Origin of the sequence: Clostridium sp. (assembly GCF_029258205.1) — a bacterium.
Lineage (GTDB): Bacteria > Bacillota > Clostridia > Clostridiales > Clostridiaceae > Sarcina.
In genome coordinates, this window is the sequence record NZ_JARHZJ010000079.1 from 1 (window position 1) to 20,519 (window position 20,519).

Annotated in this window: 19 protein-coding genes and 1 tRNA gene; 18 read left to right on the forward strand and 2 right to left on the reverse strand. The window is 26.8% G+C overall.

The window, feature by feature from the left end; all coding sequences use genetic code 11:
- The first annotated feature begins 165 nt into the window (after nt 1–165).
- Nucleotides 166–1,359 (forward strand): acetate kinase, encoded by a 1,194-nt coding sequence (locus tag Q1J60_RS09515; RefSeq protein WP_300261311.1) that lies wholly within the window; start codon nt 166–168, stop codon nt 1,357–1,359.
- Nucleotides 1,360–1,507: 148 nt separating this feature from the next.
- Here the strand turns inward: Q1J60_RS09515 and Q1J60_RS09520 are convergent, their stop codons facing one another.
- On the reverse strand, nt 1,508–2,266 hold the full coding sequence (locus Q1J60_RS09520; protein ID WP_300261314.1) for a helix-turn-helix transcriptional regulator: 759 nt from the start codon (nt 2,264–2,266) through the stop codon (nt 1,508–1,510).
- 146 nt (nt 2,267–2,412) lie between these two features.
- Here Q1J60_RS09520 and Q1J60_RS09525 point away from each other — a divergent pair, with 146 nt between their 5' ends.
- The 16 genes from Q1J60_RS09525 to Q1J60_RS09600 all read left to right on the forward strand — a co-directional run bounded on the left by Q1J60_RS09525 (nt 2,413) and on the right by Q1J60_RS09600 (nt 18,905).
- The gene (locus Q1J60_RS09525; RefSeq protein WP_300261316.1) at nt 2,413–4,632 is read left to right on the forward strand and encodes an NEAT domain-containing protein; all 2,220 of its coding nucleotides are present in this window, start codon (nt 2,413–2,415) and stop codon (nt 4,630–4,632) included.
- 61 nt (nt 4,633–4,693) lie between these two features.
- Nucleotides 4,694–5,335 (forward strand): NEAT domain-containing protein, encoded by a 642-nt coding sequence (locus Q1J60_RS09530; protein WP_300261319.1) that lies wholly within the window; start codon nt 4,694–4,696, stop codon nt 5,333–5,335.
- 1 nt (nt 5,336) lies between these two features.
- On the forward strand, nt 5,337–5,900 hold the full coding sequence (locus tag Q1J60_RS09535; protein WP_300261321.1) for a class D sortase: 564 nt from the start codon (nt 5,337–5,339) through the stop codon (nt 5,898–5,900).
- 13 nt (nt 5,901–5,913) lie between these two features.
- On the forward strand, nt 5,914–6,801 hold the full coding sequence (gene isdE / locus Q1J60_RS09540) for a heme ABC transporter substrate-binding protein IsdE (protein WP_300261325.1): 888 nt from the start codon (nt 5,914–5,916) through the stop codon (nt 6,799–6,801).
- Nucleotides 6,788–7,774 carry a FecCD family ABC transporter permease gene (locus Q1J60_RS09545; RefSeq protein WP_300261328.1) on the forward strand — a complete coding sequence of 329 codons (987 nt, stop codon included), beginning with the start codon at nt 6,788–6,790 and terminating at the stop codon, nt 7,772–7,774. Before isdE ends, Q1J60_RS09545 begins: the two co-directional genes overlap by 14 nt.
- Nucleotides 7,775–8,554: an ABC transporter ATP-binding protein gene (locus Q1J60_RS09550; RefSeq protein ID WP_300261330.1), complete on the forward strand. Its 780-nt coding sequence runs from the start codon at nt 7,775–7,777 to the stop codon at nt 8,552–8,554.
- 41 nt (nt 8,555–8,595) lie between these two features.
- A complete protein-coding gene (locus tag Q1J60_RS09555; protein ID WP_300261418.1) occupies nt 8,596–10,323 on the forward strand; it encodes an ABC transporter ATP-binding protein/permease in 1,728 nt (575 codons plus the stop codon).
- On the forward strand, nt 10,324–12,012 hold the full coding sequence (locus Q1J60_RS09560; protein ID WP_300261333.1) for an ABC transporter ATP-binding protein: 1,689 nt from the start codon (nt 10,324–10,326) through the stop codon (nt 12,010–12,012).
- Nucleotides 11,999–12,394 carry a YbaN family protein gene (locus Q1J60_RS09565; protein WP_300261335.1) on the forward strand — a complete coding sequence of 132 codons (396 nt, stop codon included), beginning with the start codon at nt 11,999–12,001 and terminating at the stop codon, nt 12,392–12,394. Before Q1J60_RS09560 ends, Q1J60_RS09565 begins: the two co-directional genes overlap by 14 nt.
- A complete protein-coding gene (locus Q1J60_RS09570; RefSeq protein ID WP_300261338.1) occupies nt 12,378–12,674 on the forward strand; it encodes a nitrous oxide-stimulated promoter family protein in 297 nt (98 codons plus the stop codon). The genes Q1J60_RS09565 and Q1J60_RS09570 overlap by 17 nt, the downstream gene beginning before the upstream one ends.
- Nucleotides 12,675–12,809: 135 nt before the next feature.
- Entirely contained in the window at nt 12,810–12,941 is a 132-nt protein-coding gene (locus tag Q1J60_RS09575; RefSeq protein WP_300261341.1) for a (2Fe-2S)-binding protein, read from the forward strand.
- Between the two features lie 22 nt (nt 12,942–12,963).
- Nucleotides 12,964–14,409 (forward strand): arylsulfatase, encoded by a 1,446-nt coding sequence (locus Q1J60_RS09580; RefSeq protein ID WP_300261343.1) that lies wholly within the window; start codon nt 12,964–12,966, stop codon nt 14,407–14,409.
- A gap of 347 nt (nt 14,410–14,756) precedes the next feature.
- Nucleotides 14,757–15,956, forward strand: a complete 1,200-nt coding sequence (locus Q1J60_RS09585; RefSeq protein WP_300261346.1) for a cation:proton antiporter — start codon at nt 14,757–14,759, stop codon at nt 15,954–15,956.
- Between the two features lie 263 nt (nt 15,957–16,219).
- Nucleotides 16,220–16,747, forward strand: a complete 528-nt coding sequence (locus Q1J60_RS09590; protein WP_300261349.1) for a hypothetical protein — start codon at nt 16,220–16,222, stop codon at nt 16,745–16,747.
- Nucleotides 16,748–17,480: 733 nt separating this feature from the next.
- The gene (locus Q1J60_RS09595) at nt 17,481–18,254 is read left to right on the forward strand and encodes a sulfite exporter TauE/SafE family protein (RefSeq protein WP_300375444.1); all 774 of its coding nucleotides are present in this window, start codon (nt 17,481–17,483) and stop codon (nt 18,252–18,254) included.
- Nucleotides 18,255–18,272: 18 nt separating this feature from the next.
- Complete coding sequence (locus tag Q1J60_RS09600) at nt 18,273–18,905, forward strand: DUF1847 domain-containing protein (RefSeq protein WP_300261355.1); 633 nt, start codon at nt 18,273–18,275, stop codon at nt 18,903–18,905.
- Between the two features lie 311 nt (nt 18,906–19,216).
- On the opposite strand, the gene Q1J60_RS09605 is transcribed toward Q1J60_RS09600, so the two are convergent.
- Nucleotides 19,217–19,292: transfer RNA gene (locus tag Q1J60_RS09605), tRNA-Met, on the reverse strand.
- Nucleotides 19,293–19,464: 172 nt separating this feature from the next.
- Here Q1J60_RS09605 and Q1J60_RS09610 point away from each other — a divergent pair.
- Entirely contained in the window at nt 19,465–20,241 is a 777-nt protein-coding gene (locus Q1J60_RS09610) for a hypothetical protein (RefSeq protein ID WP_300261357.1), read from the forward strand.
- Nucleotides 20,242–20,519 lie beyond the last annotated feature (278 nt).

Genomic DNA, 20,519 nt, shown 5'->3' on the forward strand with positions numbered 1-20,519 from the left:
AATTATTATACTAATATTATGAATAATCAGAATTTCACAAAAATATTTACAATTTTTTTTAAGTTTAAGGTTGAAATCTACTAAATTAAAATATAAAATTTATCTTAAGATTGGTGTTAGGTAGAGGTTTAAATTAATTTAAATTAGATTAGGAGAGAGAAAAAAATGAAAATACTTGTAATTAATTGTGGAAGTTCATCATTAAAATATAAATTAATTGATATGGCTAATGAAAAAGATATAGCAGAAGGATTAGTTGAAAGAATAGGACTTGATAAATCTAGATTAGTTCAAAAAAATGAATTTGGTGAAAAATACATAATAGAAAAAGATATAAAAGATCATAAAGAGGCTATAGACATAGTTTTAAACACTTTAATAGATCCAAAAGTTGGAGTTATTAAGTCTATTGATGAAATATCATCAGTAGGTCATAGAGTAGTTCATGGAGGAGAAAAATACTCTTCTTCAATAATTATAAATGAAGAAGTTATTGAATACTTAGAAGATTGTATTAAATTAGCTCCATTACATAACCCAGCTAATATAGTTGGAATAAGAGCATGTCAAAGTCTTATGCCAAATAAAGAAATGGTAGCTGTATTTGATACAGCTTTTCATGGAACATTACCAGAAAAAGCATATATATATGCAATAGATTATGATCTATACAAAAATCATAAAATTAGAAAATATGGATTCCATGGAACTTCACATAAATATGTAGCTCATAAGGTTGCAGAAGCTATGGGAAAAGATATAAAAGATTTAAAAATAATTACATGTCACTTAGGAAATGGTGCTAGTATATCAGCAATTAAAGGAGGAGTATGTATAGATACAACTATGGGATTTACTCCACTTGCTGGAGTTCCAATGGGAACTAGATCAGGAAATATAGATCCATCAATAATTCCTTTTTTAGTTGAAGAATGTGGATATACAATAGAAGAAGTTTCTGAATCATTAAATAAAAAATCAGGAGTTTTAGGAATATCAGGAGTTAGTTCAGATTTTAGAGATATAGAGGATGCAGCTTCAAATGGGGACAAGCGTGCACAATTAGCACTAGATATATTCCACTATAGAATAAGAGCAGAAATAGGTTCATTTATAATAAATATGGGTGGTGTAGATGCAATTGTATTTACTGCTGGTGTAGGTGAAAATTCACCTGAAACTAGAGAAGAGTGTTTAAAAAATCTAGAATTCTTAGGATTAACTCTAGATAGAGAAAAAAATAAAGTTAGAGGAAAACTTCAAGAAATATCAAAAGCTGATTCAAAAATTAAAGCATATGTTGTTCCAACAAATGAGGAATTAATGATAGCTAAAGAAACAGTTGAATTAATAAAGTAATCAATAGACTTTATTAAGTTTAGATGATTTAATTTTATAGATTATCTTTAAATTGAAATTTTAGCTATAAATATATAGTTAGAAATTAACAATAACTTAAAATAGCGTTAAATATTAAAATAAAAAAAGGTTTGTAAACTTTTTAAGTTTACAAACCTTTTTTATATAGTGAATCTCTGTATTTTAATGGGGTTTGACTAGTGAATTTTTTAAATACTGTACAATAATAGCTTTGATTACTAAAGCCAACCTTATGTGCAATGTCTAAAAGTGATAAATCAAGATCTTTAAGCAATTCTTTACTTTTTTCGATTTTATAGCTATTTAAAAAATTTATAAATGTTTGGCCAGTTTCGTTTTTAAATAGGTTACAGAAGTAGGACTTATTTATTTTAAATTCTTTGCAAAGAGAGTTTATAGAGATTTCTTTTGAGTAATTTTTTTCTATAAAATCTATAGCTCTACATACATAAGGAGAATATGAAATTGAAAAAGTATCTTTAAGTTTCTCATCTAAGATTATTTTCAGCAATGAATTATAGTATTTAAGACAACTTTTAGTTTTTAAAGGTATTTTATACAGTTCTAAAGCGTCACTAGAATTTTTTAAATCTTCTTTTATATACAATGGCCCTATTATGAAAATTAAGTCTTTATCAATTGATTTATAATTAAACAATGAGTAAAAAGATATATTATTTTCAAAGGTAATTATTAATGAATCATTGTTATCATGTTTTAAATATGAACGCTCAAACTTACTATTTAAGTTCAAATCATTAAATATATAATCATAAAAAGATGAATACCCCACCTCAGAAATAATATTCATATTATTATCTACGGCTCTTATTGGAATTTCACAGCAATTATAAAAATCTATAAGAATTGATTTTAGAAAAATCACACAAAATCCTCCTTTTTAAAATTAATATATTAAAAAAAATCTTAATATAGAGAAAAACAATTATAAAAATATATGATAATATAAATATATTAACATTATTGATAATCATTTTCAATGGAAAAAGAAAGTCAAAAGGGGGATTAACTTTGGGAAGAAAGAAAATCAATAAAATTTTAGGTTATGCGCTTGTAACATCTATGTTAGTTGGAGCAGGAGCGAATACTGTTTATGCAGCAACTAACATGAATAGTGGAACTGAAATTGTTCGTTCAGAAGGTCTTAGAGATGGAATATATGAAGCTAATAATGTAACTTCATATGTTGAAGAAGGAAATTCTACAGGGGAAAATATGGCAAGAAATGCTGTAAAAGAAAAAACAAAGTTTAAGGTTGAAAACGGAAAAACATTGATGACTATTTACTTTAATGGAAGTTTATATGGTTTTATGAACAATATTGAAGTTAGCGCTGGAGGAGAAAATTTAAGAATAGAAGAAAATAAAGATGATAAATCAATAACATTTGAAGTACCATCACCTGCTACAAAGGTGAAAATAGGATTATTCATAACAATGATGGGAAGAAAGGTTGAATTTTTCTTAGTTAATGATATGAATACTGTTACTTTATTAGATGAAGCACCTAGTATAAATAATGCTAAGGATATTAGTGTTACTAAAGGAGATGCTATTGATTTATTATCTGGAGTTATTGGAACTGATAAGGAAGATGATAATTTAAAAGTTGAAATAAGTGGAGATACATCATTTATAAAAGATGGAAAAGCAGAGGTTCCAGGAGTATATCCTATAACTTATAAAGTTACAGATTCATCAGGGCAATTTTATGAAAAAACAGTAAAGGTTACAGTAAATAAAAAAATAACTTTAGGTGATGGAAGTTATACACTTAAGAATACAGTTCAATATGTTGGACAAGGAAATATGGAAACAGGGAATTCTATGGCTAGAAAAGTGCTATCAGAGGATTCAAAAATTGATATATCAAATGGGAAAAATACAGTTACACTAACTTTTAACAGTCAATTATATGCATTTTTAAAGAATGTTGATGTGACGGTAGATGGAGAAAAAGTACAAACTGAGATAAATAAAGAAAATAGAACAATAAAGTTTAATATACCTAACTTAAATTCAGATATTGTTGTATCTACATTAGTTAGTATGATGGGAAAAGAAGTTAGTTTTAAAACTTCTTTAAATTATGATACAGCTAAGAAGTTAGAAGATAATTTAGAAGAAAATAATAAACCAGGTAATGAAGAAAATGAGAATATTCCTGGTGAAAATGAGAATAGTGGAAATCAAGATAATTCAGGAAATAATGGGGATGTAAATGAAGATAAGGAAAATGAAAGTGAAGGAAATACAGGAGAAATAGTAGATGCAAATCAATTAAAGAATGGTATCTATAACATAAAAAATGATGTTTCATATATTGGAGATGGGAATCAAGAGATAGGAAATGACATGGCAAGAAAGGCACTATCTAAGAATAGTAAGTTAGAGGTAAAAGACGATAAAAAGATTCTTACATTAAAGTTTAATGAAGAGCAGTTTGCATTCTTTAAGGATTTTAGAATAACTGTAAATGGTAAAGACGTGGTAGCAATGCAAAATGAAGCAGATAGAACAATATCTTTTGAGATACCAAATCTTGATGCAGATATAGCTATTACAGCCTTTGTAAGTATAATGGGTAAAGATGTAAGTTTTAAAACAATACTTAATAAAGGAACTTTAGAATTAGTTAGTGGAGATGACAAACCTGCTATAGAAGAAGAGAATAAATCAGAAGAAAGTAATGGTGCAAGTTCTTCTAACAATACAAATTCAACTAATAAAGTAAATAGTAGTACAGTTAAAGAAAATAAAGTTACTAAAGGAAAATTATATACAATAGAAAATAAGGTTGTTCATGAAAGCCAGACTGGTGTTGATATGGCAAGAAAATATTTAAATAAGATATCTGACTTAGAAGAAATTGATGGCAAAAATTATTTAACATTAACATTTACTGGTCAAGAATTCATGAAAGATCACAAGATAACTGTTAATGGTAAAGATGCTAATTATAAAGTTGTATCTAAGAATGGTGATTCAATTAAGTTAAGATTTGAAATTCCTAATTTAGATGCAGATATTAGAGTAAGTTTATATGTAATACCAATGGGTAAAAATGTTGAGTTTAAAGTTGAGCTTTTAAAAAATACTAAGAAGTTTGTAAAAGACTTTAATGTATCAAAATTACCAAAGACTGGTTCAGCAATGGGTGGAAACTCAGTTGCATTATTAGGAATGGCAATGATGGGAGCTTCTATGTTTATTAAAAAAAGAGAAGAATAAAAGAATTTTAGTTTGAGAGGATTTCCTCTCAAACTATTTTAAGCAAATGGAGGGAAGTTAGATGAAGCTTTTAAAACCTATTTTATTAGTTATTTTAACACTGTTTATTTCTTTAATAGGGGTTAGAGGAAGTGTTAATGTACTAGCAAGTGAAAACTTAAAAAATGGAATATATGATGTTAAAAATGATGTTTATCATGATTCAGATATAGGAATGTCAATGGCTAGAAGTTATTTAAATGATACTATGCAACTTAAAATCTTAGGGGATGAAACAGAATATACTATAGGTTTTTCAGGAACACAATATATGGAAAATTTCAGAATCTTGGTAGATGGTAATGATGGAAATGCTGAGGTGGTTGAAGAGAATAAAGAGAATGGAACTATAAAGCTGAAAGTTAAGGTTCCTAATAAAGATTCAGAGTTAGAGGCAAAGATATATGTAGGACCTATGGAAAGAGATGTTGAATTTAAGGTGATTCCAAGGTTTGACACTTTAACTCTTGTTGAAAAGTTAGAAATGCCTAAAGTAGAAAATAAGGAAAGTGACAATGAGAATGTTTCAGATAAAGCAGTTAAAAATGAAGATGCTATAAGCAAAGCAACAAGTTTAGATAAAAATATTGGCATTTATATTGGAGGCGGAGTAATAATAGTTGCTTTAATAACGGGCTTATTAATAGCTAAAAGGAAGAAGTGATATGAGAAATAAACTAGCTAAAGGAGTATTTATTTTAGGACTAGTTATGGTTTCTACAGTTCTTATAGGAAAACTTTATAGAAGTAACATTGAGAAAAAAACTTTAGAAAATTTTAAGGGAAAGTTTAATTATTCAAAAGAAGAGAAGAAAAAGACTTTACAAGAAATAAAAAACGGAGATGGAATAGCTTTAATAGATATAGAAAAAATAAGTGTACATACAGTTATTGCTGAAGGAAGTACATTAGATGTTTTAGAAAATAACATTGGTCATTTTGAAAATACTGCTATGCCAGGAGAATTGGGGAATTTTAGTATTGCAGGTCATAGAAATACTATAAATAATGAGGTCTTTAGAAATATAGACAAGCTACAAGTAGGAGATGAAATAAAAATCACAACTCTAACTAATATATTTCACTATAAAATTAATGAGATTTTTGTCACTTCTCCTAGTGATACTGATGTTTTGAATCAAAGTTTAGATGAGAAAACAATGACCATAGTTACATGTACTAATAGAGGAAAAGATAGATATATAGTTAAGGCAAAATTAATAGGTTAGTGGAGGGAAAATAGTGTTTTTAAAAAAAGGTATAACTTTAAGTTTAATATTTCTTTTAGGATTTGGAGTTATTGGGTGTTCAAATAACTCTGGAGAATCAAATGAAAGTTTAAAAAAAGAAAATGGAGAAGATATTGTTGTAGCAACTTCTGTTGCCGCAACAGAAATATTAGATAAATTAGGAATAAAGGTTAGTGGAGTTCCAACTACTTCTTATGATTTGCCTGAAAGTACTAAGGAAGCGGTGAAAGTTGGTAACCCAATGAATCCAGATTTAGAAATAATAAGATCTTTAAATCCAGATGTTGTAATATCTGTAGATACCTTAGGAGAAGATTATAAAAAACTATTTACTGATAACAATATACCTAGTCAATTTATAGATTTAACTACATTAGAAGGATTAAAAACAAGTATATCAACCTTAGGTGAAAGATTTAATAAGACAGAAAAAGCAAATGAAATATTAAATGAACTTAAAGTTAAGGAAGATGAGTTTTCCAATTTATCTAAAGAAGAAAAAAAGGATGTTTTATTAGTATTTGCAGCACCTGGAAGTATGATGATTGCTACCCCTTCATCTTATATAGGAAACTTAGTTGAAAAGGTTGGAGCAAATAATATAGTTAAAGATGATAAAAAGCCATTTGTTTCATATAGCAATGAAGAAATAGTAAAACTAAATCCAGATATGGTATTAGTTATGACTCATGGAATGCCTGAACAAGCTAAAAAAATGGCTGAAGAAAAATTTGTTTCAGATCCAGCATGGAGCAGAATTAAAGCTATTAAAGAAGGAAAGGTCTATTACTTAGAAAATGGATACTTTGGTATGAGTGCAAACCTAAAAGTAATAGAATCTTTGGATAAGTTGGGTGAAATAATATATGGTGAAAAATAATAAGTTAAAAAGCTTATATATAGGTTTATCAATATTAATAGTTTTAATATTAATGATAATTTCTTTAAAACTAGGAAGTATTGATATAAGCTTTAGTGAATTAATAAAAGGTCTTTTAAGTGGAAGTAATAAAGGAAATATAGGAATAATAAAAGATTTAAGGATGCCTAGGGTAATTATAGCTGCTTTAGTTGGAGGAAATCTTGCTTTGGCAGGAGTATTACTTCAAGCAGTAATAAGAAATCCTCTGGCTGATCCTCAAGTAACGGGAATATCTTCTGGAGCATGCTTAGTATCATTAATATTTATAATGTTTATGCCAGCTTCAGGAGGGATAAGACCAATAGTAGGTTTCTTTGGAGGTCTTGTTTCTTGTATAGTTGTGTATTTAATGGCTTATAAAAAAGAGTTAGATACTATGAGGATTGTTCTTGCAGGAGCTGCTATAAATGCTCTTTTAGGAGGAATATCACAAATATTAACTATAGGAAGTGGTCCAAGCGCAGGTAATATACAATCTTGGATAAGTGGAAGTCTAGCTGCCACTTCATGGGATGAAGTTAAAATTTTATTTTTATATTCAATAATAGGAATGAGTTTTGCATTAATTTTATCTAAATCATGTAATGTTATAGTTTTAGGAAATAAAAATGCAAAAAGTTTAGGTTTTAATTCAGATTTACAAATGATTCTAATAACAGTGGTAGCAGTATTTTTAGGTAGTGTATCAACGGCTATTGTTGGTATTATTTCCTTTGTTGGATTAGTTGTACCGCATATTTGTAGAATATTAATTGGATCTGATCATAGATATTTAATTCCTTTTTCAATATTTGTTGGAGGAGCATTAGTCTTACTTGCAGATACAATAGGAAGAATGTTAGTAAAGCCATATGAAATACCAGCAGGAATAATTATGGCAGTTATTGGAGCACCATTTTTCTTATATCTATTAAGAAGGAGTGATATGTAGATGATTAGAGGTGAAAAATTATCATTTAATTACAGGGGAGAAAAAAATATCATTAATGATTTAAATATAGATATAAAAGAGGGAGAAATAACAACTATTATTGGGCCTAATGGAAGTGGAAAATCAACTTTGCTAAGTTTATTATGTGCTTTGAATAAAAGTAAAACTGGACATGTTTATATTGGGAATTTAAATATGAACAACCTTAAATATAAGGATATAGCAAAGATTTTAGCAACTGTCCATCAACAAAATAGTGTGCCAAAGGATATAAAGGTTGAGGAGCTTGTTGCTTATGGTAGATATCCTCACAAAGGATATTTTAAAAGTAATAACAACGAAGATAAAAACATAATTAAATGGGCTTTAGAATGTACAGGACTTGATGATTTAAAACATAAGGGAGTTATGAATTTATCAGGGGGAGAAAGGCAAAGAGCTTTTATATCAATGGCGTTAGCGCAAAAGCCTAAAATACTATTTTTAGATGAGCCAACAACTTATTTAGATATTTTTCATCAAATAGAAATATTAGAGATTGTAAGAAAGTTAAATAAGGACAATGGGCTAACTGTTGTTATGGTTTTACATGATATAAATCAAGCAATTAAATATAGTCATAATATTGTTGTCATGAAAGATGGAGAAATTGTAACAGAGGGAAAATCAGAGGATGTAATAGATGAAAAATTATTAAAGGAAGTTTATAAAGTTAATGGTGTTATTAACAAGTGTAATGAAACTGGAGAGATTTATTTTATACCAAAAACTATTTGTTAAATAAATTTTGTAAACTTCAGAAAGATGGTGTAAGAATTATGATGATAGACAAGAGGCTTTTAAACTTGTGTAAGGAATCTAAGAAATACATAGGTTTAACTGTTTTAATGAATTGGATTTCTGTAATTTGTAATCTGATGACAATAATAGTTATTGGATTTAGTATTCAGGAACTTTTTAGTTTAGGAAATATTGAAAACTTAAATAAAAAAATATTAATTTTAATTGGGCTTTTAGGGGTAAGATTTTGTGTGAATTTATTAAGTGGACACTTCTCATATAAATCTTCAGAGATGGTTAAGATTACTCTTAGAGATAAGATATATGAGAAGCTTTTAAAGCTTGGAATGAGATATGATAAGGTAGATTCTACATCTTCAATTGTTCAAATGGCCGTTGAAGGAGTAGAGGCTTTAGAGGTTTATTTTAGTAAATACTTACCTCAGTTAATATATTCTATTTTAGCGCCTTTAACTTTATTTTGTGCTTTAGCATTTATTTCATTTAAAGCAGCTTTAGTATTTATACTTTGTTTGCCTTTAATACCAATATCAATAATATTAATAATGAAAATAGCTAAGAAAATATTAAAGGAATATTGGGGACAGTATTCAGATTTAGGAAATACATTCTTAGAAAACCTTCAAGGTCTTACAACATTAAAAGTTTTTGATGTGGATAATGAAAGACATAAACTTATGAATGAAGAGGCTGAAAGTTTTAGAAAAATAACTATGAAAGTTTTAAGTATGCAATTAAACTCAATAAATGTTATGGATTTGATTGCTTTTGGAGGAGCTGCTCTTGGAAGTATAGTTGCTTTATTACAATTTAGGGCTGGAACAGTAAGTCTTGGAGGAATGATAGTAATTTTATTAATATCAGCAGAGTTTTTCATACCTCTTAGATTATTAGGATCATATTTCCATATTGCTATGAATGGAATAGCTGCTGCAGATAGAATTTTCAAGGTTTTAGAAGCTGATGAAAGCAAAGTTTCTTCAAATAGTAATCTTAATGAAATATCAAATATATCTCTTGAAAATGTAAGTTTCTCTTATGATGGAAAAAGAGAAGTTTTAAAGGATATATCTTTATCAATAAATAAAGGAGAATATATAGCAATAGTTGGTGAAAGTGGAAGTGGAAAAAGTACCATAGCTTCATTAATTTTAAATAACTATAAGGCATCAAAAGGAAAGATAACTTTAAATGAAATTGATATAAATAACATAGATTTTGATGATCTTTATAATAAAGTATCAATAATATCAACTAACAGTTATATATTTAATGGAACAGTTAAGGATAACTTGTTAATAGCTAAGAAGGATGCAACTTTAGAAGAGATAAATTATGCCTTAGCAAAGGCTAACCTTTTAGACTTTGTGAATTCTAAAAAGGAAAAATTAGATTTAGAAGTTGGTGAAGGTGGATCAAAGCTTTCAGGAGGACAAAAGCAAAGACTTGCTTTGGCTAGAACTATATTAGCAAATAGAGAAGTAATAATATTTGATGAAGCAACTTCAAATATTGATGTTGAAAGTGAAAATATGATTTGGAAATCAATAAATGAAATAGCAAAAGATAAAACAGTAATAGTTATATCTCATAGGCTTGCTAATGTTAAAAATGCAGATAGAATTTATATGCTAGATAAAGGAATTCTAGTTGAAGAGGGAAGTCATAATGTTCTTATGGAAAGAAAGAATAAGTATTATAGTATGGTAAATTATCAAAATGAATTAGAAATAGGAGGTGTTATATAAATGAGAAAATCAGGTTTTTCAATAATGAAAAGACTTATAGTGGAGCTTAAACCTCTTGCACCTGTAATGTTTATAACAGTATTTATGGGAGTTTTAGGATTTTTAGCAGCTATAGGAATAACCGTATTTGGAAGTGTAGCAATATCAAGTTTAATAGATAGTACTATAAATTTTTCATTTAAAACAGCTCTTATTTTAATGATAGTACTTGGAATATTAAGAGGGCCTTTAAGATATGGAGAACAATTAAGTGGACACTATATAGCCTTTAAAATATTAGTTATATTAAGAGATAAAGTGTTTTCAGCTCTTAGAAAACTTGCTCCAGCTAAATTAGAGGGAATGGAGAAAGGAAATTTAATTTCTATGATAACTTCTGATATTGAGCTTTTAGAAGTTTTTTATGCTCATACTATAGCGCCAATTAGTATAGCAATTATAACTAACTCTATAATGGGATTAATACTATTAAGTATTAACGTAAAAGTTGGTATAGTTGGAATAATTGGTTATATACTAATAGGTTTTGGTGTTCCTTATATTAGTAGTAGCTTAGGAAAAGAAGCTGGTGTTCAATATAGAGAAGCATTCGGAAAAACAAATTCTTATATTTTAGATTCTCTTAGAGGAATTAAAGAGGTTTTAATTTTTAATAATGGTACTGAAAGAAGAGAGAATATAAAAAAATTCTCTGAAGAATTAAATGAGAAGCAAAAGGTTATAAAAAAACATGAGGGGATAATAAGAGCTTTTAGTGATTTAATTATAATGTTAACAATACTTATAGCTTTATATGTTGCATATTTAGATGTTTTAAAAGGAACTATGACAATAGGAGAGTTAATAATTGTTGTTACTTTAATAGCATCTTCCTTTGGACCTGTTGTAGCTTTAAGTAATCTATCTAACAATCTTCTTTTAACTTTTGCATCAGCTCAAAGAATTTTTAATATATTAGATGAAAAGCCTTCTGTAGAAGAAATTTTAGGGGAAGGCATGAAAGTTGGAAACAAAATAGAGTATAAGGATGTTTCTTTTGCATACAAGGGAAAAGAAAATGTATTAAAAGATGTAAACATAGATATAAATTTAGGTGATAAGATTGCTGTAATTGGAGAAAGTGGAACTGGAAAGAGTACTTTTATAAAATTGCTTATGAGATTCTGGGATGTTACAAAGGGAGAAATTAGCATAGGAAATAAGAATGTGAAAGGTATTCAGACAAAAGAGTTAAGAAAGAAAATGTCTTTAATGGGACAAGAAACAAGTCTATTTAATATGAGTATTGAAGATAATATTAAAATAGGAAAGCTAGATGCAACTTTAGATGAAGTAAAAGATGCAGCAAAAAAATCAGGAATACATGATTTTATTATTGGCTTAGAGGATGGATACAAAACAAAAGTAGGAGAGTTAGGAGGAAATTTATCCTCAGGAGAAAAACAAAGAATTGGACTAGCTAGAATTTTCCTAAGAGAAAGTGAAATAGTAATTTTAGATGAACCTACAAGTAATTTAGATACTTTAAATGAAGGAATAATCCTTAAGTCTATAAAAACACACTTAAAAGATAAAACTCTTATACTTATAACTCATAGGAAGTCTACAACTAGGGTATGTGAAAAGATATTTAGAATTAATAAGGGAAATTTAATTCAATGTGAAGAGGTGAAACATGAGCTTGCTTAAGATATTTTATGTTATTTTAGGTTTTATTTCTTTAGGATTAGGAATAATAGGAATAATCTTACCTATATTACCTACTACACCATTTTTATTGTTAACAGCATTCTGTTTTGTTAAAGGATCAGATAAGTTTGATAAATGGTTCAAAGGGACAAACATATATAAAAAGCATTTAGAAAGTTTTGAAAAAAATAGATCTATGACTTTAAAAACTAAATTAACTATACTACTTACAGCTGATATTATGTTATTATTTCCATTAATACTATCAAATAGTATTCATCTGAAAATATTTATAGTGATATTAATGATGTTTAAATTCTATTATTTCATGTTTAGAATTAAAACTATAAAAGCAGGTGAGGTTGTTGAACAGAATAGATAAAGAAAAAGAGATAATAACATTAATGATAAAACTTTATTGCAATAAGAAACATATAAGTTCAAATGAGGAACTTTGTGATGAGTGTAGAGAACTAGAAGAATATGCTCATAAAAGATTAACTTATTGCAAGTTTGGAAATGAAAAAAGTTCTTGTAAAAAATGCCCTATTCATTGTTATAAAAAAGATATGAGAGAAAAAGTTAAAGAAGTAATGAAGTTTTCAGGACCAAGAATACTTATATATAATCCAAAGGAATATATAAGACACATATTTAAATAATTTTACAAAAGGGGATGTATCCAAAGAGATAAAAGGTTTCTTATTTTGGGATACATCCTTTTTCTTTATTTATATATTAGATTGTTATGTTGTAAACTAAGAAGAATATATTTTAAGTTTAGAGAAGTGTTTGGATTGAACAATATAGATAAAGATAGAATCGTATGTAGATGTAAAAACGTATCAGAGGGAACAATAATAGAAGCAATAAAAAATGGAGCAGATAACTATGAAAAAGTTATAATATATTTAAAGCGGTATAATTAAGAGAAAAATGGAGGATTTAAATATGAAACCAAATATTGTTTTAATGATGGTTGACCAGATGAGAGGAGATTGTTTAGGGGTTAATGGAAATGAATTTATAGAAACTCCTAACTTAGATATGATGGCTACTGAAGGATACAATTTTGAAAATGCTTATACAGCAGTTCCAAGTTGTATTGCATCTAGAGCTGCTATTTTAACAGGGATGAGTCAAAAATCACATGGAAGAGTTGGATATGAAGATGGAGTTTCTTGGAATTATGAAAATACCATAGCTTCAGAATTTTCAAAGGCTGGTTATCATACTCAATGTATTGGTAAAATGCATGTTTATCCAGAGAGGAATCTTTGTGGATTTCATAATATTATGTTACATGATGGGTATTTACACTTTGCTAGAAATAAAGAAGGAAAGGCATCTACCAAATTTGAGCAATGTGATGATTATTTAAAATGGTTTAGAGAAAATAAAGGTCATAATGCTGACTTAATAGACATAGGGCTTGATTGTAATTCATGGGTGTCTAGACATTGGGGATATGATGAAAACTTACACCCTACTAATTGGGTAGTTAATGAATCGATAGATTTCTTAAGAAGAAGAGATCCAAGTAAGCCATTCTTTTTAAAGATGTCTTTTGTTAGACCACATTCACCTTTGGATCCACCAAAGTTTTATTTTGATATGTATAAGGATGAAATTTTACCTGATCCTTTAATCGGAGAGTGGGCTGAGAAAGAGGATGAACAAAATAAAGGAAAAGATATAAATTGTGTTAAAGGAATAATTAATAAAAAAGCATTAAAGAGAGCTAAAGCTGCTTATTATGGGTTAATAACTCATATTGATCATCAAATAGGAAGATTTTTAATAGCCTTATCAGAGTATAGAGAATTAAATAATACAATATTCTTATTTGTTTCTGACCATGGAGATATGATGGGAGATCATAATTGGTTTAGAAAGGCAATTCCTTATGAGGGAAGTGTTAGAGTACCATTTTTTATTTATGACCCAGGAAACTTATTAAAAGGAAAAAAAGGAAAAGTATTTGATGAAGTTTTAGAGTTAAGAGATATTATGCCAACTTTATTAGACTTTGCTAATATTTCTATACCTGATTCAGTAGAAGGCTTAAGTCTTAAGGATTTAATAGAAGAAAGAGATAATACTTGGAGAGAATATATTCATGGAGAACATTCCTTTGGAGTAGATTCTAACCATTACATTGTAACAAAGAAAGATAAGTTTTTATGGTTTTCCCAAAAAAATGAGGAGCAATATTTTGACTTGGAGAAGGATCCAAATGAGCTTGCTAATCTTATAGATTCAAAAGATTATAAGGATAGAATAAATTACTTAAGAGAAATATTAATTAAAGAGCTTGAAGGAAGAGAAGAAGGATACACTGATGGAAGTAGACTTTTAAAAGGACATCCAGTAAGTGCTTTAAAACATATAAGATAATTAAAAAGGAAACTAGAAAGGGAAAGCCTTCTAGTTTCCTTTTTCTGATATTTGATTTATATATGTATATATTTAGCTATATTGTGACTGATTTTTGATTATTAGAAGTATTTAATAGATATGTTAAAAAATAAAAACATTATATAAGAATTTTATTCATATATATTAATACGTATATATTATAATCATTAATATTCTAGAAAAAATTTACTTATTAATAATAAATAAGTAAATTAGTTATAAATATGATAATAATTAAGTGATTTTTTTATAAATATGATTGAAAAAGTTGATAAATAAAATTATAATTGGATTTAGTATATATTTAAAATTAGGGAGGATTTATAATGATATCTTATGAATTTTTGTTTGACTTAGCATTAATTCTTATTAGCACAAAGCTATTGGGATTAATAACCAAAAAGTTTAAAATGCCACAGGTTGTTGGTGCTTTGTTAGCTGGTGTAATTTTAGGACCTGCTGTCTTAAATGTTTTATCTGAGACAGAGTTTATTCAAAATCTTGCAGAATTAGGGGTTATAGTATTAATGTTTACAGCTGGCTTAGAAACTGATATTAACCAATTAAAGAAAACTGGTAAAGCATCATTTATAATAGCTGTACTTGGAGTAATAATTCCACTTTTAGGAGGATTTTTTATTGCAAGCATATTTAATAAAGGAAATGATATTAATACTATATTGAAAAATGTATTCGTAGGAATTATATTAACTGCAACTTCAGTTAGTATTACTGTAGAGACTTTAAAAGAAATGGGAAAATTAAATACAAGGGCAGGAAATGCAATACTAGGCGCTGCTATTATTGATGATATATTAGGAATAATAGCATTAACTATAACAACTAGTTTAGCAGATCCATCAATTAATGTAATAATGGTTTTAGCAAAAATAGTTATGTTCTTTATTTTTGCTGGTTTTTCAGGATATTTATTCCATTGGGCGTTTGTAAAATTAGATGAACGATATAAGAGAGATTTAAGAAGATTTGTAATAATAGCTTTTGTATTTTGTTTATTATTATCTTTTTCTGCTGAGGAATTCTTTGGTGTTGCTGATATAACAGGAGCTTTTATAGCAGGATTAGTAATATCTGATTCAGATAGAAGTAAATATTTAAATTCAAGATTTGAAACATTGTCATATATATTATTATCTCCTATATTTTTTGCTAGTATAGGAATAAAAATTCAATTAACATCTATGACAAAAACTATGTTCATATTTGCAATACTATTACTTATAGTAGCTATATTAAGCAAGGTTGTTGGATGTGCCTTAGGAGCTAAACTATGTAAATATAGTAATAGAGAATCTATCCAAATAGGAACAGGAATGATATCAAGGGGAGAGGTGGCACTTATAGTTGCAAATAAAGGTATTGCAATGGGACTTATGCTACCAGAATTTTTAGCGCCAGTAGTAATAGTAGTTGTGGTTACAACTATAGTAACTCCTATTTTATTAAAAATTGCTTTTAATAACAAATCTAAAAGTGTAGATTTAAATGTAAATGCCAGTGTGTAGAATTTAAAAATAATTTAATAAAACTTATTTATTATTAGATTATTTTTAAAATTAATAATTTAAAATATAGAAAAAGTAACATTTTTAATGACTAAAATAGATAGATTAATAACTAGTGATTATAATCCTTTTGAAGAAATTTTCTTAGTGTTACTATAATTAACAAATAATTAATAATTAATTATATAAATACTAAGGCTTGAGTGTGGAGAAAGTCTACATTGAAACTATAGTATTTGTATTTATCTTAGGAGGTAATACAAATGAGTAAAGAAATAATAGATATTGAAGTAGATGAATTTATACCATTTAATGATGCAGCAGATATGAAGGAATTTAGAAAATTCCTTAAGCAATATGGAATAGAAACTGCCTTAGAGGATACTACATTAGATTATACTAAAAAGAAATTAGAAATGTTACTTGCTTTAGCTGAAGATGGTGATGATAAAGAATTAGCAGAACATAAAAATATATTAAAAAAACTATTAAATAACTTAAAAGGTGAAAAAGTTAAAAGAGAAGCTATGAAAGCTTTATATGAAGTGTATAGAGAATATGAGGATTTAACTGGCAAGGAATATGGAAATTTAATTGATGATAAAGAATTAGATAAAAAAATAAAAGATGCCTTAAAAGAGTACAAGAAATATGAACATTTTAAAACTCATGAAGAGCAAATAGCTGAAAAATGGATAAGAGAGTTAAAGAAAGAGGCTATAGAGCATAAAAAAGAATGTAAAGAATTAAAAAAAGATATTAGAAGAGATTTAAAAAGACTAGAAAAATAAAATATATATATTTAAAAGATAAGCTATATCAAAATAAAGTTTTGATATAGCTTTTTTTTAATAACATATCTTTTTATATAATTTTAATATTTATTCATTAATAGCGTATCCTAAAAAGCTTATATTTAAGGGGATTAGACACATTTTTTATATGTTTATCAAGCTTTTTTTATAAAAAACAATAGTATAAAAATATACTATGTATTTTGATATTCTTTAAATGTAATTTTTTTAACTAAATTACATTGGAAAATTTTTTACTCTTTTTTTAAATAATATTTTAAATAATTATTAAAGAAAAATTATACATGATTTAGATTACATAAAAAACTATTAATTTCAAATAAATATATAAAAAGTCAAGAACTTATGTACACCTAGAGTAGAGATTGTATCAAGCTTTGAACAAATATATGATAGATGGAAAAAGGGCAGTTAACTGCTGAAATAATCATAGATCTTTTATGATTAAATAAAACTATTTTATATTAGATAATTAAATCTCATAAAAAAATTTTTTATAAATGAATAATTTTTTACATATATATGAAATTTTATCTTTTATAACCATTTGGCTATAATTGTAATAAGAATTTAATATTATTAATTGTATTTAAATGGTGTTAGTATTTAATCAAATGATTGTTAAAAATAAAACAATGGTTTGGATTTCGCGAATTCTAAATATTTAAAAAATTTAGAAAGTTGGTATATTTTGATGAGTATAATTTATTTGTTTGTTTGTTTAATATCATGTATTGTTGGAGCTATTAGTGGTATTGGTGGTGGAGTTATTATTAAGCCTGTACTAGATGCTTTAGGAACATTAAATGTTTCAGTAATAAGCTTTTTATCAGGATGTACAGTTTTAGCAATGACTAGTATGACTTTATTTAAAAGTAGAAATTCTAAAGTTAAAGTTGATAAAAGAAAAGGAACTTTATTAGCTGTTGGTGGAGCGATTGGTGGAATTGTAGGAAAATATATTTTTGATTATATAAAAATAACTTCTGGAAAAGAAGCTATAGTAGGAGCTTCACAGTCAATGCTTTTAGCAGTTGTAACTATTGGAGTATTAATATTTACTTTAAATAAATCTAAATTTAAAAGATATAATGTAGAAAATAATATTTTATGTTTAGTAATTGGATTTTTATTAGGGTCAACATCAGCCTTTATGGGGATTGGAGGAGGTCCAATAAACTTAGCTGTATTATTTTTATTCTTCTCAATGGATAGTAAAACAGCTGCGTTAAATTCAATTTATATAATATTCTTTTCACAACTTACAAGTCTTCTTTTTACTGTTTTTAGAGGAAAAGTTCCAAGTTTCGAATGGTCAGTTTGCTTATTTATGTTAGCAGGAGGGCTTTTAGGTGGTACTATTGGGCCAATGATATCTAAAAAATTATCTTTAAAAGGTGTAGATAAGGTATATACAACACTTGTTGTTGTTGTAATAATAATAAGTCTTTACAATTTTGTAGGTTATTTAGGAAAAATTTAAGAAAGAAGGAATTTTATTATGAGTATTTGTGCAAAATGTCCAACAAGAGGATGTACTACAAAGGATGAAAGTAAAATGCCAAAAAAACTTTGTCCAAGTAGAAATTTAGAATTGCAAGAAGAGGCTAGATCACTATATGTTGGTGAAAATTTAGAAATTGAAAAAAAAGCAACTTTAGTAGAAGGTGAAGGAAATTGTAATTGGACTCGTGTTCAAGAGATAATAGTTTTTGCAAAGAAAATGGGATATAAGAAACTTGGAGTAGCTTTTTGTATGGGTTTACACGAAGAGGCTAAAACTTTTGTTAAGGTTTTAGAATATCATGGTTTAGAAGTTGTATCTATTGGTTGTAAAAATGGAGCAAACTTAAAAGGATTTTTAGGAATAGAACAGGAAAAGAAAGAGACTTATGTTAAAAATGATATGATGTGTAATCCAATAGGACAAGCGTTATATTTAAATAAAGAAGATGTTGATTTTAATATTTTATTAGGATTATGCGTAGGTCATGATACATTATTTATAAAATATGCAGAAGCACCAATAACAGTTTTTGCAGTAAAAGATCGTGTTTTATGTAACAATCCTTTAGGAGCTATATACCAAGCAGATGGATATTATAAGAAAAAATTATTTAACAATGAATATTAATTAAGATAATATTTATTATTAAATTTCTATAAAATTATAGAAATTTAAACAATTATTATGATTTATTTAAAAGTTAGATAAGAAAGAAACATGGATAAATTTTCTGTGTTTCTTTTTTATTTAATTTTAAAATATTTATTAATATAGCCTACAAAAAATCTTATATTTAATGGTCTGTGCTACATTTTTTTATATGCTTATTAAGATTTTTTGCAAAAAAACAGAGTATAAAAAATATACTCTGTTTTTTGAGAATCTTTCAATGTTATTTTATTAACTAAATAACATTGTATATTTTACAAGATTTTTTATGGTTGCGGGAGCAGGACTTGAACCTACGACCTTCGGGTTATGAGCCCGACGAGCTACCAACTGCTCCATCCCGCGTCATTAAATTGTATCTACTACTCTTTAACTATATGTTAATATATAATAAAAGTCAAGGAAATTAAATATTTATTATATTTAAATTGTTATAAGTACTTAGAACTTTCTCTTTTGTGATATATAATAAATATAAGGACGTATATTAGTTTTAATTTTTTATTCAGGAGGAGAAATGTTTACCAAAGGTTTTGACGAGGCATATAATAGGGCTTTAGAACTTCAGAAATTATTTTATTATGAAAAAGAAAAGTATAATGAAGATTTAAAGAATGAAAATAGAGATATAAAGCATTTAGTTAACAAAATAAACGAAGAAAAAATATATATATTAGAAACACTAGTACCTAAATATGCTAAGAATATGAGTATTTTAGAAAGACAAAGTATAAAAGCTACTTTAGGAGAAGAAGTCAGTAGTGAATATATAATAAATGATTATAATATACGACCTATTAACGAACTGCTACTGATAGATTATGATGAAAAGTCTATTATAAAAAATATAAAAAATCCTTTTATTAAGATATTTAAGATAAACAAAATAAATAAAAATTTAGATGAAGAAATGATGGAAATACAATCTGCAATAGATGAAATGAAAAAGATATCACAATGTGCACAGGATGATAAGGTTAAATTAATAAGAATTTATAAATTAATATGTTCTGCAACTAATTTAGGAGAAGCAATAGAGCAAAGATTTAGGGATTTTATACCTATGATACAAAGTAGTAGGCTAATATATGGTGATTTCAATATAGAGAAGCGTAGCTATAGGATAGGTAATGTTATGAAATGCTATGATGGGATAATACACTTTTTAGTAAAAATATGTAAGACTAAATATAGAAGTACAGAAGGAAAAAGGGTTAATTATATAAAAGATTCTTTAATTGATGAGAATTTAGAAGAGTTGAATTTATGGAAAGAGAACTTTAATGAAATATAAAATTATTTAATTTTCTTAGTTAAGCCAAGAAAAATAGGTGTGTTTTTGTGATTTATAATAGTATTAGAGTGAATTTATTCAATAAAATAATAAAAGTTTTTAAAGAATAGAGAAAAATATTTAGATTTTATTGAATTTTTAACCAGAATATGATACTGTCTACATATAGTAAATACTTATAGCGTGTTAGTATTTATTTTGGATTTGGTTGGAGAATAATTTCTTCAGCCTTTATTCTTTATATAGATAGTGTATAACTTAAGAAATATTTAAAAAGT